Source organism: Collinsella sp. AF11-11 (assembly GCF_003465485.1).
Taxonomy (GTDB): Bacteria; Actinomycetota; Coriobacteriia; order Coriobacteriales; family Coriobacteriaceae; genus Collinsella.
Map to the genome: position 1 here is coordinate 193,052 of NZ_QSAS01000003.1, position 14,631 is coordinate 207,682.

Annotated in this window: 13 protein-coding genes; all 13 read left to right on the forward strand. The window is 61.7% G+C overall.

Annotated features, from left to right (window positions below; genetic code table 11):
* Window positions 1–17: 17 nt before the first annotated feature.
* The 13 genes from lepA (at window position 18) to DWV58_RS03790 (ending at window position 14,325) form a co-directional block, all read left to right on the forward strand.
* Window positions 18–1,829 carry a translation elongation factor 4 gene (gene lepA, locus DWV58_RS03730; RefSeq protein ID WP_117776228.1) on the forward strand — a complete coding sequence of 604 codons (1,812 nt, stop codon included), beginning with the start codon at window positions 18–20 and terminating at the stop codon, window positions 1,827–1,829.
* 4 nt (window positions 1,830–1,833) lie between these two features.
* Window positions 1,834–2,877, forward strand: a complete 1,044-nt coding sequence (gene dusB / locus DWV58_RS03735) for a tRNA dihydrouridine synthase DusB (protein WP_117776229.1) — start codon at window positions 1,834–1,836, stop codon at window positions 2,875–2,877.
* Window positions 2,878–2,879: 2 nt separating this feature from the next.
* The gene (hemW, locus tag DWV58_RS03740) at window positions 2,880–4,112 is read left to right on the forward strand and encodes a radical SAM family heme chaperone HemW (protein ID WP_117776230.1); all 1,233 of its coding nucleotides are present in this window, start codon (window positions 2,880–2,882) and stop codon (window positions 4,110–4,112) included.
* Window positions 4,113–4,170: 58 nt separating this feature from the next.
* Window positions 4,171–5,274, forward strand: coding sequence for a DnaJ domain-containing protein (locus tag DWV58_RS03745; protein ID WP_187362361.1), 1,104 nt, complete (start codon window positions 4,171–4,173; stop codon window positions 5,272–5,274).
* Between the two features lie 81 nt (window positions 5,275–5,355).
* Entirely contained in the window at window positions 5,356–6,504 is a 1,149-nt protein-coding gene (gene dnaJ / locus DWV58_RS03750; RefSeq protein ID WP_117776231.1) for a molecular chaperone DnaJ, read from the forward strand.
* 9 nt (window positions 6,505–6,513) lie between these two features.
* Window positions 6,514–7,806 (forward strand): MiaB/RimO family radical SAM methylthiotransferase, encoded by a 1,293-nt coding sequence (locus DWV58_RS03755; protein ID WP_117776232.1) that lies wholly within the window; start codon window positions 6,514–6,516, stop codon window positions 7,804–7,806.
* Window positions 7,787–8,773 (forward strand): PhoH family protein, encoded by a 987-nt coding sequence (locus tag DWV58_RS03760; protein WP_089573386.1) that lies wholly within the window; start codon window positions 7,787–7,789, stop codon window positions 8,771–8,773. The genes DWV58_RS03755 and DWV58_RS03760 overlap by 20 nt, the downstream gene beginning before the upstream one ends.
* A complete protein-coding gene (ybeY, locus tag DWV58_RS03765; protein ID WP_117654802.1) occupies window positions 8,770–9,279 on the forward strand; it encodes an rRNA maturation RNase YbeY in 510 nt (169 codons plus the stop codon). Before DWV58_RS03760 ends, ybeY begins: the two co-directional genes overlap by 4 nt.
* A 9-nt stretch (window positions 9,280–9,288) precedes the next feature.
* The gene (locus tag DWV58_RS03770; RefSeq protein ID WP_117639888.1) at window positions 9,289–9,666 is read left to right on the forward strand and encodes a diacylglycerol kinase family protein; all 378 of its coding nucleotides are present in this window, start codon (window positions 9,289–9,291) and stop codon (window positions 9,664–9,666) included.
* A gap of 12 nt (window positions 9,667–9,678) precedes the next feature.
* Window positions 9,679–10,746 (forward strand): GTPase Era, encoded by a 1,068-nt coding sequence (era, locus tag DWV58_RS03775; protein WP_187362360.1) that lies wholly within the window; start codon window positions 9,679–9,681, stop codon window positions 10,744–10,746.
* 15 nt (window positions 10,747–10,761) lie between these two features.
* Window positions 10,762–11,511, forward strand: coding sequence for a DNA repair protein RecO (gene recO / locus DWV58_RS03780; protein ID WP_117776233.1), 750 nt, complete (start codon window positions 10,762–10,764; stop codon window positions 11,509–11,511).
* A gap of 138 nt (window positions 11,512–11,649) precedes the next feature.
* Entirely contained in the window at window positions 11,650–11,928 is a 279-nt protein-coding gene (rpsO, locus tag DWV58_RS03785) for a 30S ribosomal protein S15 (RefSeq protein WP_006235963.1), read from the forward strand.
* Window positions 11,929–12,078: 150 nt separating this feature from the next.
* Window positions 12,079–14,325, forward strand: coding sequence for a polyribonucleotide nucleotidyltransferase (locus tag DWV58_RS03790; RefSeq protein WP_117776234.1), 2,247 nt, complete (start codon window positions 12,079–12,081; stop codon window positions 14,323–14,325).
* Window positions 14,326–14,631: the final 306 nt, after the last annotated feature.

Here is a 14,631-nt window from a genome sequence, read left to right on the forward strand (position 1 = left end):
CGGGTAAGATAGTCCGCATGAATACTTCAATTGACATTTCCCACATCCGCAACTTCTCAATCGTTGCGCACATCGACCATGGCAAGTCTACGATCAGTGACCGTATCCTCGAGCTCACCCATACCGTTGACGAACGCGACATGGAGTCGCAGCTGCTCGACACCATGGATATCGAGCGCGAGCGCGGCATCACGATCAAGTCCAATGCCGTCCGCGTTTCCTATGACGCCGACGATGGTGAGACGTATCAGTTCAATCTGATCGATACGCCGGGCCACGTGGACTTTACCTATGAGGTCTCGCGCTCGCTGGCCGCCTGCGAAGGCGCGGTGCTCGTCGTCGACGCCACGCAGGGCGTCGAGGCGCAGACCGTCTCCAACGCGACGCTCGCCATGAACGCCAATCTGGACATTGTGCCGGCCATCAACAAGATCGACCTTCCCTCGGCCCATCCCGACGAGGTTAAGACCGAGATCGAGGATGACCTGGCGATCCCTGCCGATGATGCCGTGTGCGTCTCGGGCAAGACCGGCGAGGGCATTCACGATTTGCTGGAGTCCATTGTCTTTTTGATCTCTCCGCCCAAGGGCGATGCGAACGCGCCGCTCAAGGCACTTATCTTGGATTCTTACTTCGATGAGTACCGCGGCGTCGTTGCTACGGTGCGCGTCTTTGACGGCTCCATCAAAAAGGGCGATACCCTGCTTATGATGCAGGCCAAGGGCGATTTTTTGGTCGATGGCGTGGGTGTCAAGCGTCCCGCCGAGACGCCGGTCGACGCGCTGACCGTTGGCGAGGTGGGCTACGTGGTCACGGGCCTGAAGGACCCCGAGGCCGTGCGCGTGGGCGATACCCTCACGTGGGCCTCGAACCCCTGCCCCGAGCCTCTGCCGGGCTACCGCGAGGCCAAGCCCATGGTCTATACGGGCCTGTTCCCGATCGACAACAAGGACTACGAGAACCTGCGTGACGCGCTCGATAAACTGCACGTCAACGATCCGTCGTTGGTGTGGGAGCCCGAGACCTCGGTGGCGCTCGGCTTTGGCTTCCGCGTGGGCTTCCTGGGCCTGCTGCACATGGAAGTCGTCAAGGAACGCCTGGAGCGCGAGTTCAACCTGGACCTCATTGCCACGAGTCCCTCGGTTGACTATCACGTCTACAAGACCGACGGCGAGATGATCGATGTCCGCAGTCCGCAGGACCTTCCCGAGGCCACACGCATCGATCGTATTGAGGAACCCTACCTCAAGGCAAAGATCATCTGCCCGCCTGAGTACACGGGTGCCGTCATGCAGCTCGCCATCGAGCACCGCGGCGTCACGACCGACATGATCCACCTGACGAGCAAATCGGTCGAGATGCGCTTCGATATGCCGCTCGCCGAGCTCATCTTGGACTTCTTCGATCAGCTCAAGAGCCGCACCAAGGGTTACGCCTCGCTCGACTATGAGTTCAACGAATATCGCCCCTCCGAGCTCGTCAAGCTCGACATCCTGCTTTCGGGCGACGAGGTGGACGCGCTTTCGTTTATCGTCCATAAGGACAAGGCATATGGCCTGGCCCGTGGCCTGTGCGACAAGCTCAAGGAGATCATCCCGCGTCAGCTGTTCGAGGTGCCCATCCAGGGTGCTATCGGCAACAAGATCATCGCCCGTTCCACCGTCAAGGCGCGTCGCAAGGACGTTCTTGCCAAGTGCTACGGCGGCGATATCTCGCGTAAGCGCAAGCTGCTCGAGAAGCAGAAAGAGGGCAAGAAGCGTATGAAGGCCATCGGATCGGTCGAGGTCCCGCAGGAGGCCTTTATGGCGATCCTCAAGGTGGACGAGTAGGTCTATGGCTCTTTCCGAATATATTCTGCGGCTGCTGGGCGCCTATGCCGAGCAGCCGTTCCTTATGGCTCCCATGGCGGGCGTTACCGACCCCGCCTATCGCATCATGTGTCGCCGCCGCGGCGCCAACCTTGCCTACAGCGAGATGGTGAGCGTGGCAGGCCTTGCCTATGCCAGCAACAAAACGTGGCGCCTGGTGCTGCCGGCTGACGAGGAACAGCAGATTTGCGTGCAGCTCTTTGGCTCCAAGCCCGATCAGTTTGCGAGCGCCGTCGCCGCCGTCGAGGAGCGCGTTGGCGATCGCCTGTCGCTCATCGATATTAATATGGCATGTCCCGCCCGCAAGGTCGTTACCAAGGGCGAGGGCTCGGCGCTCATGCGCACGCCCGACCTGGCCGAGAAGATCGTCGAGGCCACGGTGGGCGCGGCGCACGTGCCCGTGACCGTCAAGATTCGCAAGGGCTTTTATGCCGAGGACCGCAATGCCGCGACATTTGCCCAGATGCTTGAGGGCGCAGGGGCTGCCGCAGTCGCCGTGCATGGTCGTTGCGCCACGCAGCTCTACACGGGCCAGGCCGATTGGTCGGTCGTCGATGAGGTTGCCGACGCTGTCGAGATTCCCGTGATTGGTTCGGGCGATGTGTTCTCGGCCGAGGACGCTGCTGAGCATCTGCACGGCTCGGGTGCCAGCGCGGTGTTTATCGCGCGCGGCATCTACGGCAATCCGTGGGTGTTCGGCGATGCCCGAGCCCTTGCACTCGATGGCACGCCGGTTCCTTCTCGCTCCTCGGTCGATCGCCTGGAGGCTCTGCGCGAGCACCTGACGTTGACGCACGAGCTTCTGCCGCTCATGTCGCGTGCTCGCACGTACGCAAGCTGGTACTTAAAGGGCATGCCCCATGCCGCCGCCTGGCGCGCTCAGGTGGTGCGTTGCTCTACGTACGAGGAGTTCATGTCGCTGGTCGATGATATCGAGCGCGATGTGGTGGCCTGCGAGGCCGCGCTTGCCGCCGGTGAGTCGGTGCCCGATCATCCGCTGGAGGCTTAAGGGTGGCCGTTACCGCGCTGTACGTGCACGTGCCGTTCTGTGCCCAAAAGTGCCGCTACTGCGACTTCGACTCGCGCAGCTTTGCTTCGTGTGATTTGGATGCCGCGCTCGATTCCTATTTTGAGCAGTTGTTCGCGCGTCTCGATGCTTTTGGCAAGGCTGGGGCCCTCGACCAGATCCGCACCGTCTATGTTGGCGGCGGCACGCCGTCGCTGGCGGGGGAGCGCCTGGTGGAGCTGGCGCGGCGTATTCGTGCGTGGTGCGCCCCCGTTGAGTTTACCTGCGAGGCCAATCCCGAGTCGCTGACCGCCGAGCTTGCTACTGCGCTTGCCAAGGTTGGTGTCACACGCGTTTCTCTGGGCGTGCAAACGCTCGATAACACCGAACTTACCGCCATCGGCCGCATTCACGATGCCGATCGGGCGCTCGCCGCCATCGCGACGGTCAAGGACGCTGGGCTTGACGTGTCGTGCGACCTTATGTGCGGACTTCCCGGGCAGACCGCAGCGAGTTGGAAGCGTACGCTCGAGGGCGTGCTGGCGGCGGTTCCGCATCATGTGTCGGTTTACCCGCTCACGCTCGAGGTGGGGACGCCCCTCTATCGCATGGCGTGCCGTGACGAGTCGCTCGAGCCCGACGAGGATTTTCAGGCCGCCTGCATGGACGTGGCGCGCGAGCTCCTGGGTGCCGCCGGCTATCACCCGTATGAGGTGGCGAGCTACGCGCTCGACGGCCATGAATGCGCCCATAACATTGCCTACTGGACCGGACGGGGCTACCTGGGCCTGGGCCGTTCTGCCGCCGGTATGCTTGATACTGGGGATTTCGACCGTCTTGCAGGTTTGTTCCCCGGCGTGTCTGCTCGAGGCGACGCGTACCGTGTGCGTTTGGTTCAGCGCGACGATGACGCGACGTCGTTTGAGGCCGAATACCTGTCGCAGCGAGAGGCTGCGGCCGAAGACCTGATGCTCGCTTGTCGCATGACGCGCGGTATTGCGTCCGACCTGTTGGTTCGCGCGGCTCGTGTCATCCCGGCCGATGAGCTGACAGCCGCTTGTGATCGCGCACTCGAATTGGGTCTTGCCACTTGGGTGCCCGAGACGCTCGGGGTCCATGAGGGACCCTTTACTTCGGCAGATGTCGTCGCGGGCCATGTTCGAGCTCGTTTAGCACCGACACACTTGGGCTGGCTCGATGGAAATGTTCTGTTCGAGCTGTTTTGGGATCTAGCTTAGGCCGCTCGGGTAGAATTACCGGAATATATACGCTGCTGTGAGCAGGAGGTTGCCGCGCATGGCGACGATGAACGAAAAAGATTACTACGAGATTCTAGGTGTCTCCAAGGACGCCACCTCGCGTGATATTCAAAAGGCCTTCCAGCAAAAGGCCCGTAAGCTCCATCCGGACGTCAACAAAGAGCCGGATGCCGAGGAAAAGTTTAAAGAGGTTTCCGAGGCCTACGCCGTGCTTTCGGATGAGCAAAAACGTGCGCGCTACGATGCCATGCGTTCTGGCAATCCCTTTGCCGGTGCCCCTACGGCTTCGCCCTATGGTGGCGGCTATGCCGGCAACACGGGCTATGGCAATCCCTTTGAGGGCGGCTTTCCTTTTGGCGGTGCCTGGGGCCAGCAGCGTCGCGGCCAGGCTGCCTACAATCCCGAGAACGGCGCCAACGTGGTCGTCGATATCAAACTGGACGCCAAGGAGGCCAAGGACGGTGCCCGCAAGACCGTCCGCTATACGCGCTTCGATACCTGTGGTCACTGCGGCGGCTCGGGTTCTGTCTCCTCCGAGCATGCCCATACCTGCCCGAGCTGCGGTGGCCGCGGGCACATCGACGTCGACTTGTCCTTCCTGTTTGGTGCGGGCACGTTCCAGTCGGTCTGCCCCGAGTGCGGCGGTTCCGGTAAGGTCGTGGCCGACCCCTGCCCCGATTGCGGTGGCAGCGGTCGTACTCGCGTAACCTCCGAGCAGACGATTGAGTTTCCTGCCGGCACGCACGATGGCGACGAGGTCCGCATTAGCGGCATGGGTCACGCCGGCACTAACGGTGCCGCTGGCGGTGATCTAGTCGGCCGTGCCCATGTCGAGTCCGAGCGCTTGGAAGGCAAAGCTCGTACCGGTTTTTACCTGATGGGCATCGTGGCGCCGTTTTTGGTACTCTCGGCCATCTCGGGCGTGTTCTCGGCCTTTGCCGTGATGTGCTTTATTCCGTTTACCATGGGCCTGTTCATGGTGCTTTCGGACGGCGTGCTTCATCGCAGCCTGCTGTGGTGGAAGCGCGGTGCGATGCAGTTTGCCAACGGTTTTGCCAATGGCTTCATGTTCGCGCTCGTGTCGGTTTGGTTCGCGAGCTGCTCGCAACGGGCCATGCTTTCGCCTTACGGAATGCAATAACATCAAACCCTCTGTTTGCGGTCGGCCCAGCTTGGGTATAGGACGCACTGTGACAATAATGAAAGTCGGAAGGATTCGGTCGTGTCGGAAAATAGGGATTACTACGAGGTACTTGGCGTCGACAAGGATGCCGACGCGCGGACGATTAAGCGCGCGTTTCTAAAGAAGGCCCGTACCGTACACCCGGACGTTTCGGACGACCCCGAGGCCGAGGCCAAGTTCAAGGAGCTCAACGAGGCCTATTCCGTTCTTTCCGATGAGCAGAAGCGTGCTAACTACGACCGTTACGGCACTGCCGACGGCCCTGGTGGTTCGGGCTACGTCGATATCAACGATATCTTTGGTGGTATGGGCATGGACGACTTGTTCTCGTCGTTTTTTGGCGGCGGTGCCGGCGGTGGCGCCCGCAGCCGTCGCGAGCGTCGTCGCGGTCGTGACATGGCCATCTCGCTTTCGGTGACGCTCGAGGAGGCGGCGCTCGGCTGCAAAAAGACAATCAGCTATGACCGCCTTGCTCCTTGCGAGGACTGCAATGGCACCGGTAGGGCAGAGGGCGCACAGGAAAAGCAGTGCGGCCGCTGCCACGGCACGGGCTATGTCACGACGGTTCAGCGATCGTTTTTGGGCCAGGTTCAGTCTTCCTCGCCTTGCCCCGACTGCCATGGCGAGGGCACGGTTATCGACCATCCCTGCGAGACCTGCGATGGTCAGGGCCGCACGCCTTCGCATGAAAAGATTGACATCGATATTCCCGCCGGCGTTTCGACCGGTCGACAGCTGCGTGTGAGCGGCTTTGGCGAGGCCGGTCTTCGCGGCGAGCCTTCGGGCGACTTGATTGTCAACGTGCGCGTTGCCGACCATGAGCGCTTTAAGCGCAACGGTGACGACCTGTACCTGGTGAGCGATATCTCGATTGCGCAGGCTGCGCTCGGCTGCGAGATCGAGGTCGAGGGCATTATGCCCGACGAGGTCGTTAAGGTGTGCGTCCCCGCCGGCGCCCAGTACGGCGACACCGTGAGCGTCAATAATTACGGCATGCCGCGCATTGGCGGTGGCGGTTCGCGTGGCCGCTTGATCGTGCAACTGCGCGTGGTCGTTCCCACCAATCTTTCCAATAAGCAGCGCGAGCTGCTCCGTGCTTTTGCCGATGAGATGGGCGATGACGTCGCTTCCGGTAAGAAGTCGGTGACCGACCGTATCAAGAGTGCCCTCGACGATATCCTCGATTAAGGAGCCCGCGTGCTCGCACCCCATATTTCCGTCGTCAACCTCGGCTGCCGTGTCAACCGGGTTGAGTCTGACCGTATCACTGCCGATCTTATGCGCCTGGGTTTTGCTATGGTGGAGCCCCAGGATGCCGACCTGATCGTCATTAACACCTGTGCCGTTACGGGCGAGGCCGAGGCCAAGACCCGTAAGGCCGTTCGTCATGCGCTGGCCTATCCGGGCGAGCCTTACGTGGTCGTAACCGGCTGCGTCGTCAACCTGCATCCCGAGGAGCTGCTGGAGCTCTCCGATCGCGTGATCGCCGAGCCGTCCAAGATTGACGTCGCCGAGCGCGTCTGCGAGGTGCTGGGTGTTGAATCCGATAGCGTGCCCGCCTGTAGCGATGGCGACGTGGTCGATGCGCTCGGTCGCTCTCGCCTGGGCGTGAAGATTCAGGACGGCTGCAACCATCGCTGCACCTATTGCATTGTGTGGAAGGCACGCGGCCCCGAGCGCTCCGTGCCCGTCGAGTCCGTGCTCGAGCAAGTTCGCGAGGCCCAGGAGGCCGGCGTGCCCGAGGTGGTGCTGACCGGTGTGAACCTGGGTGCCTACGATGGCAAGAGCGCGACCGACGAGCATGTCGAAATCGATGAGCTGCTCGAGGCCATCATGGAGCGCACGTCTATTCCGCATGTGCGCATTTCCTCGGTCGAGCCCATGGATATCTCTGAGCGCCTGCTTAAGGTTATGGCGCGCTATCCGCAGCGTATCGCCCCGTTTTTGCACCTGCCCGTGCAGTCCGGCTGCACGGCGACCTTGCATCGCATGGGCCGTCCCTATAGCGCCGAGGCGTTTGAGGATACGGTGCGCATGATTCGCGCCAACTTGCCTCAGGCGTCCCTTTCGTGCGACGTCATCGTCGGTTTTCCCGGTGAGACGGATGAGGAGTTCGAGGAGTCGCTGGCGCTATGCCGTCGCGTGGGCTTTTCGCGCATGCATGTGTTCCGCTACAGTAAGCGTCCCGGCACACTTGCCGCCGATATGCCCGACCAGGTACCGCCAGAGGTTATGGCTGAGCGCAGCCGCCGTATGCGGGCCGCGGCGCAGGAACTCGCCATCGCCGATGTTCGTCGTCGCGTGGGAACCGTTGAGCGCGCCGTGCTCGAGTATGGTGACAACCTGACGCTCGGCTCGTTCCATCATGCCCGTCTTGACGATACCTGTGGACTTACAGCCCCGTGCCTGCTCGATGTTGCTATCATCGAAGTCGATGATTCCGGCTTGGTCCATGCGCGCAGGGAGGTTCATGGAAGCCTCGAAGATTAGACTTACCGTTCCCGAGGGGATTGATCCCTCGCGCGTTTTGGGCGCCGGCGACGGCGTCCTTCGTGCGCTCGAGAGCTTGGTTCGCGCCCACGTGGTCGCCCGTGGCGACAGTATCGCCGTGAGCGGTGACCCGGATGAGGTCGAGCTCGTGGTGCGCTTTTTTGAGCATGCTTTTCGCGAGGCGGCTGCCGGACGCACGCTGTCTGCCGACGATGTCTCGCGTTGCTTGGCTGTCCTGCGCGATGGAGAGCATGATGCCTCGTCGCTGCGCGATGACGTGCTGCTGTCGTATCGCGGCCGCGTTATTCGTCCCAAGACGCTCGGCCAAAAACGCTATGTTGACGCCATCCGCTCGCATACCATCACGTTTGGCCTGGGTCCCGCCGGTACCGGTAAGACCTATCTGGCCATGGCGCTCGCCGTTGCCGCGCTCAAGCGTCACGAGGTGGGTCGCCTAATCTTGACGCGCCCGGTTGTCGAGGCGGGGGAGAACCTGGGCTTTTTGCCCGGTACCCTCGAGGAAAAGATCGATCCGTACATGCGCCCGCTCTACGACGCCCTTTTTGACATGATGGATCGCGAGCGCACCGATGAGCTTATGGAACGTGGCGTGATCGAGATCGCCCCGCTCGCCTACATGCGCGGCCGTACGCTGAGCGATGCGTTCGTGGTGCTCGATGAGGCACAAAACACGACACCCGAGCAGATGAAGATGTTCCTGACGCGCCTGGGCTTCAACTCCAAGTTCGTGATTACCGGCGACTTGAGTCAGCGCGACCTGGTGGGTCGTCGTGGCGGCTTGGCGGATGTCGAGAAGATTTTGGGCCGTGTCGACGATGTGGCATTTTCTCACCTCGAGCGTGCCGACGTGGTGCGTCATGCCCTGGTGGGTCGTATCGTCGAGGCATATGATGCTTATGATGACGTGCGTGAGCAGCGTTCGCGCGACCGAAAGGAGTCCCGTTGAGTGTATTGATCAGCAACGATGCCGAGCTCGATACGCTGCTCGACGCGCAAGAGGTGGAGCACATCTGCGAGGTCGTGCTTGCCGCCGAGGGCGTTGAGCGTGAAGTTGAGATTTCCCTTTCGTATGTCGACGAGGACGAGATGCACGAGCTCAACCACGAGTGGCGCGGTATCGACCGCACCACCGATGTGCTCTCGTTTGAGTGCGATTCGGCCTTTGACGATGACATTCCCGCCGATGAGACGCTCGAGCTCGGCGATATTATCTTGGCCCCGCAGGTTATTGCCCGTCAGGCCCCCGGTTTTGGCAATAGTCCCGCTGATGAGTGCCGTCTGATGCTCGTACACGGAATGCTGCACCTGCTGGGCTATGACCACATCGAGGACGACGAGGCCGAGGTCATGGAGGCCCGCGAGGACGCCATCCTGCGCGATCTGGCGCTCGAGCGCGGCGAGGACCCCAAGCTAGTCCACGTCGGCCCCATCACCAACCATGCCCACGACTAGGAGCCGTCTATGATTCCCGGATCGAACAAGGACCATCCGTCCTTTTTAAAGTCGTTTTCTTACGCCATGGAGGGCTTCGTCACCGCCGTCAAGACCGAGCGCAACATTAAGGTCATGCTCGTGGCGGGCGTGTGCACCGTCATTGCCGGCTGCATCGTGGGGCTCGACATTGCCGAGTGGGCCACGATTATCATCTGTTGTGGCCTGGTGATTCACGGCGAGCTGTGCAACACCGCTATGGAGGCTATCGTCGACCTAGCGACCCAGGAGCTCCATCCGCTGGCCAAGCGTGCGAAGGACATCGCCGCCGCCTCTGTATACGTTCTTTCCATCACCGCCGCGATTGTGGGCGTGCTGGTATTTGCCCACGCGCTCGGCTTTATTTAGAAAGGGATTCCCATGTCCGACAATATGCAGTCTACCGATGAGATTTTGGACGACGAGTCCCCGGATGCTAAGGCGACCGAGGCCTATGAGGAAGTCGAGGAGTTCGACCCGTTTGAGGGCATGAGCGACGAGGAGCTCGACGCCCTGTGCGATGAGGACGACAGCCTCGCGGGCTTTGGCGACGTTGAGCCCGGTTTCCGCAGTGGCTTCGTGGCCTTGGTCGGCCGCCCCAACGCCGGTAAGTCAACGCTGCTCAACGCCTGCTATGGCAAAAAGGTCGCCATCACCTCGCCGGTGGCCCAGACGACCCGCCGCCGCATGCGCGCCGTCGTCAACCGCCCCGGCTACCAGCTGGTCTTTGTCGATACCCCGGGTATCCACAAGCCCAAGGACGGTCTAGGGTCCGAGCTGAACAAGAGCGCGCTGTTCGAGCTGAACGATGTCGATGTTGTCGCGTTTTTGATTGATGCCACCAAACCGATCGGCAGGGGAGACGCCTGGGTTGCCGAGCGTGTCAAGAATGCCCGTTCCAAGAAGGTCCTGGTGCTCACCAAGGCCGATGAAGCCGACCCCGCACAGGTCATGGAGCAGCTTAAGGCCGCCCACGAGCTTATGGAATATGACGACGAGATCGTGACGTCGTCGGTCAAGAACTTTAACGTCGATGCCTTCATCGAGACCGTTGCGCACTTTTTGCCCGAGGGTCCGCGTTGGTTCCCCGAGGACATGGGTACCGACGCTTCCGACGAGACGCTCGTTGCCGAGTTTGTGCGCGAAAAGGTCTTGCGCCGCACCCGTGATGAGATTCCGCACTCCGTTGGCGTTATTTGCGATGCGCTCGAGCAGACCAAGAAGGTGCTGCGTGTGCACGCCACCATTTATGTCGAGCGTGAGGGCCAAAAGGGCATCATCATCGGCAAGGGCGGCGAGATGATCAAGCATATCGGTATCGACGCCCGTCGCGATCTTGAGCGCATCTTTGGCACGCAGGTCTTTTTGGAGTTGGACGTGAAGGTCAAGGCCGGTTGGCGCGACGACGAGGCTCAGATTCGCCGTTTTGGCTACAACGCCGAGGACTAAGGACGCGCAGCGCGCATGGCAGGCTCCCGGACATATCGCACGAAGGTGCTCGTGCTCGACAAGACCAAGCTCAAAGAGACCGATCTGATTCTGACGATGCTTGACGAGCGGGGTCGCCAGGTTCGTGCCGTGGCAAAGGGGGCCCGCAAACCCGGTGGGCGCTTGGCGGCGCGCTGCGAATTATTCTGTACCGTCGATATGCTGCTCGCACATGGACGCTCGCTCGACGTTGTTTCTCAGGCCGAGCTTTTGGAAGCGCCACTCGGTGCCGCTCCTGACTACGAGACGATCTGTGCCGCCAGCGCGATTGCCGAGGTTGCGCGCGTGTGCTCGTTCGAGGATGCCGAGGATCCATTTACCTTTGCCATCACGCAGCGGGCGCTTGCCCTGGTGGGCAGCGGGCTCGACGCGGCACATATGGACCTGCTCGTGGCGGCCTTTGTTTTTAAACTTCTGTCGCACGTGGGCTATCGACCCGATTTTTCGGCCTGCGTGCTGTGCGGAGACCCCATGCTGTCGTACTTTTCGCCCCAGGCGGGCGGGCTCATGTGCGGTTCGTGCGCGTCGAGCGTTCCGGGTGCCGAGCTGGTTTCGACCGGTGAGGTCGAGTGGCTGCGCGCTCTGATGTCCATGACATTCGATGCCCTTATGGACGAGCTGATCGATCCGCATACGGCTGCGTTTTTGCTGGGGCTTTCGCATGTTTGGGCCGCCACGCACACCGATCAGCGGCTCCGTGCGATGGAATTCATGTTGGGTCGGTGATGATGCGCAGGCGCGCGTCGCTTGTGGTAACATACCGACCTGTTGGTACCTCGACCTTGGATGTTCGCTCCACCGGCGGCTTCCCAGTCCGAGGCGAATGGAGTCGCCCACAGGCGACGCGAAACGAAAGGTGAAACAATGACTGTTTCCAAAGAGCGCAAGGCGGAGCTGACCGCCCAGTTCGGTAACTCCCCGGTCGATACCGGTAACCCCAAGGTTCAGGTCGCCATCCTGTCCGAGCGCATCAAGGAGCTGACCGAGCACATGAAGTCCCACCAGAAGGACTTCCACACCCGTCGTGGCCTGCTTATGCTCGTTGGCCGTCGTCGTCGTCTTCTCTCCTACATCAAGAAGAACGACATCGTCGAGTACCGTGAGCTCATCAAGGCTCTGGGCATCCGCGACAACATCCAGTAAGGATTTGTACATGCTAAGAGCGTCCTGCGCAGCGGGGCGCTCTTTTTGTGTAAGGGCGTGAACAATCACGCTCTGAAGCGTGGCGGGGGCAGGGGGCCCGCGCCACATGAGAAGCCCGCAGGCAAGGGGCCTGTGGGGTAAAGGAGAACAATGACACTCGTATCCAAGACCTTTGAGCTGTACGGCAAGACCTACACCTTTGAGTCCGGCGAGCTTGCCAAGCAGGCCACCGGCGCTTGTCTGGTCAAGCAGGGCGACACCACGATGCTCGACACCGTGGTCGTCTCCAAGGAGCGCAAGAATTACGACTTCTTCCCGCTGACCGTCGACTTCAACGAGAAGATGTACGCCGCCGGCCGTATCCCGGGTGGCTACCTTAAGCGCGAGGGCCGTCCCAGCGAGAAGGCCACGCTCACGGCTCGTATGATCGACCGTCCGATCCGCCCGAGCTTCCCGGACGGCTTCCGCAACGAGGTACATATCGTCGCTACCTCGCTCGTCGCCGACCAGGTCAACCCCTTTGACGTCATCAACGTCATGGGTGCTTCGCTGGCCATGACGCTCGGCGGCGTGCCCTTCGAGGGCCCGCTTGCCTGTGTGCGCATCGGCCGCAACGTGGAGACCGGCGAGTTTATCGTCAATCCCACCTATGAGGAGCGCGAGAACTCCGACCTGGACCTGGAGCTGGGCGGCTCTGCCGACTTCATCTCGATGGTCGAGGCCGGCGCCGAGGAGATCTCCGAGGACGACATGCTTGCCGCCATGAAGTTTGGCCAGGAGGCCCTTGCCGCCTTCTGCCAAGCTCAAGACGAGTTCGTTGCCGAGTGGGAGCAGGTCAACGGCGCCATCGTCAAGAAGGAGTACCCGCTCGACCAGCCCGTCGAGGAGGTCCAGGAGCGCATCTTCGCCCACTACGACGAGATGGCCGCCGCCCTTCGCGACGCCGACAAGCACTCCCGTATCGGTAAGGTCGAGGCTCTGAAGGAGTCCATCCGCGCCGAGTTCACCGAGGAGGAGCAGGCCGCTTGGGAGCGCGAGATCCCCGTGGCGCTCAAGAAGCTCGAGAAGAAGGCCATGCGCACCATGGTCGTCGAGACCGGCGAGCGCGTCGACGGCCGTGCCGCCGATGAGATTCGCCCCATCATGGTGAAGGACAACTACCTGCCGCTCGTTCACGGCTCCGGCCTGTTCCAGCGTGGCCAGACCCAGGTGCTTTCCGTCCTGTCGCTCGGCATGCTCAACGAGGGTCAGCGTCTGGATACCATCGAGCCCACCGAGGGCAAGCGCTACATGCACCACTACAACTTCCCGCCTTTCTGCACCGGCGAGACCGGTCGCATGGGCAGCCCCAAGCGCCGCGAGATCGGTCACGGAAACCTGGCCGAGCGCGCTTTGCTTCCGGTGCTCCCCGACGAGAACGAGTTCCCCTATGCCATCCGCGTCGTCTCCGAGGTCATGGAGTCCAACGGCTCCTCTTCGATGGCTTCGACCTGCGGCTCCACGCTCGCCCTTATGGACGGCGGCGTGCCCATTAAGCGCCCGGTCTCCGGTATCGCCATGGGCCTGATCCAGGAGGAGGGCAAGACCGTGGTCCTGTCCGACATCCAGGGTCTCGAGGACTTCCTTGGCGACATGGACTTTAAGGTCACCGGCACCACCGAGGGCATTACCGCTCTGCAGATGGACAACAAGGCCACCGGCCTTACCTTCGACATCCTGGCCCGCGCCCTGCAGCAGGCCAAGGAGGGTCGCGCCTTCATCCTGCAGAAGATGCTCGATGTGATCCCCGAGCCGCGCCACACCACGCGCAGCACCGCCCCGCGCATTGTCTCCATCCAGGTTCCGACCGACAAGATCCGCGACGTCATCGGTTCCGGCGGTAAGGTCATCCGCGGCATTCAGGACGAGACCGGCGCTTCGGTCGACATCCAGGAGGACGGCACCGTCTTTGTCGGCGGCACCGGCGAGTCCGTCGACCAGGCCGTCGAGCGTATCAAGCTCATCATCAAGGTTCCCGAGCCGGGCGAGGAGTACACCGGTCGCGTTGTCTCCATCCAGCCCTTCGGCGCCTTCGTCAACCTGCTGCCCGGCAAGGACGGCCTGCTGCACATCTCCCGCGTCGCCAAGGGCCGCGTGGAGAAGGTCGAGGATGTCCTTAACGTGGGCGACGAGGTCAAGGTCGTCGTCATTGAGGTCGACGATCGCGGCAAGATCTCGCTCGATCGTCTTGACAAGCCCGAGGCCCCGGCTCGCGCCGAGGGTACCTCCGAGGGCGACGGCGAGCACTTCCAGCGCCGTGAGCGTCCGCGTCGCGAGCGCTCCGAGCGCAGCGACCGTCCGCGCCGTCCCGGCGACAACGGAGGCCGCAAGCCCCGCCGCCACCACGACGCCGAGTAACAGCCGCACATAAGCAGCTCAACAAGGGCGACTCCGGACAGGGGTCGCCCTTTTGCTTGCGCCCGGGAGGGCCGCATATGAAGTTTCCTGCTCTACAGTACTGCGCAAGACGGAAAGCACATTAAGTGCTTTCCTTCGCGTGCGGAACTCGCGATAAACTTCATATGCGGCCCTCCCGGGCGCAAGCAAAAGGACTGGTTAGTGCCGCTCGCTATTTAGTTAGACAGTCTATTCAGTAGTCAGATTTCAGATCTGTAGATAGCCGCAGCAGCATCTTCCCAGATAAAACCGACCAAAATAAACCTG

Excerpts from the sequence above, each read along its gene's own strand:
- recO (WP_117776233.1), top strand. The coding sequence starts at position 10,762 with ATGGCAGGCTCCCGGACATATCGCACGAAGGTGCTCGTGCTCGACAAG.
- DWV58_RS03760 (WP_089573386.1), top strand. The coding sequence starts at position 7,787 with ATGGAAGCCTCGAAGATTAGACTTACCGTTCCCGAGGGGATTGATCCC.
- rpsO (WP_006235963.1), top strand. The coding sequence starts at position 11,650 with ATGACTGTTTCCAAAGAGCGCAAGGCGGAGCTGACCGCCCAGTTCGGT.
- dusB (WP_117776229.1), top strand. The coding sequence starts at position 1,834 with ATGGCTCTTTCCGAATATATTCTGCGGCTGCTGGGCGCCTATGCCGAG.
- era (WP_187362360.1), top strand. The coding sequence starts at position 9,679 with ATGTCCGACAATATGCAGTCTACCGATGAGATTTTGGACGACGAGTCC.
- DWV58_RS03745 (WP_187362361.1), top strand. The coding sequence starts at position 4,171 with ATGGCGACGATGAACGAAAAAGATTACTACGAGATTCTAGGTGTCTCC.
- lepA (WP_117776228.1), top strand. The coding sequence starts at position 18 with ATGAATACTTCAATTGACATTTCCCACATCCGCAACTTCTCAATCGTT.
- DWV58_RS03770 (WP_117639888.1), top strand. The coding sequence starts at position 9,289 with ATGATTCCCGGATCGAACAAGGACCATCCGTCCTTTTTAAAGTCGTTT.
- DWV58_RS03790 (WP_117776234.1), top strand. The coding sequence starts at position 12,079 with ATGACACTCGTATCCAAGACCTTTGAGCTGTACGGCAAGACCTACACC.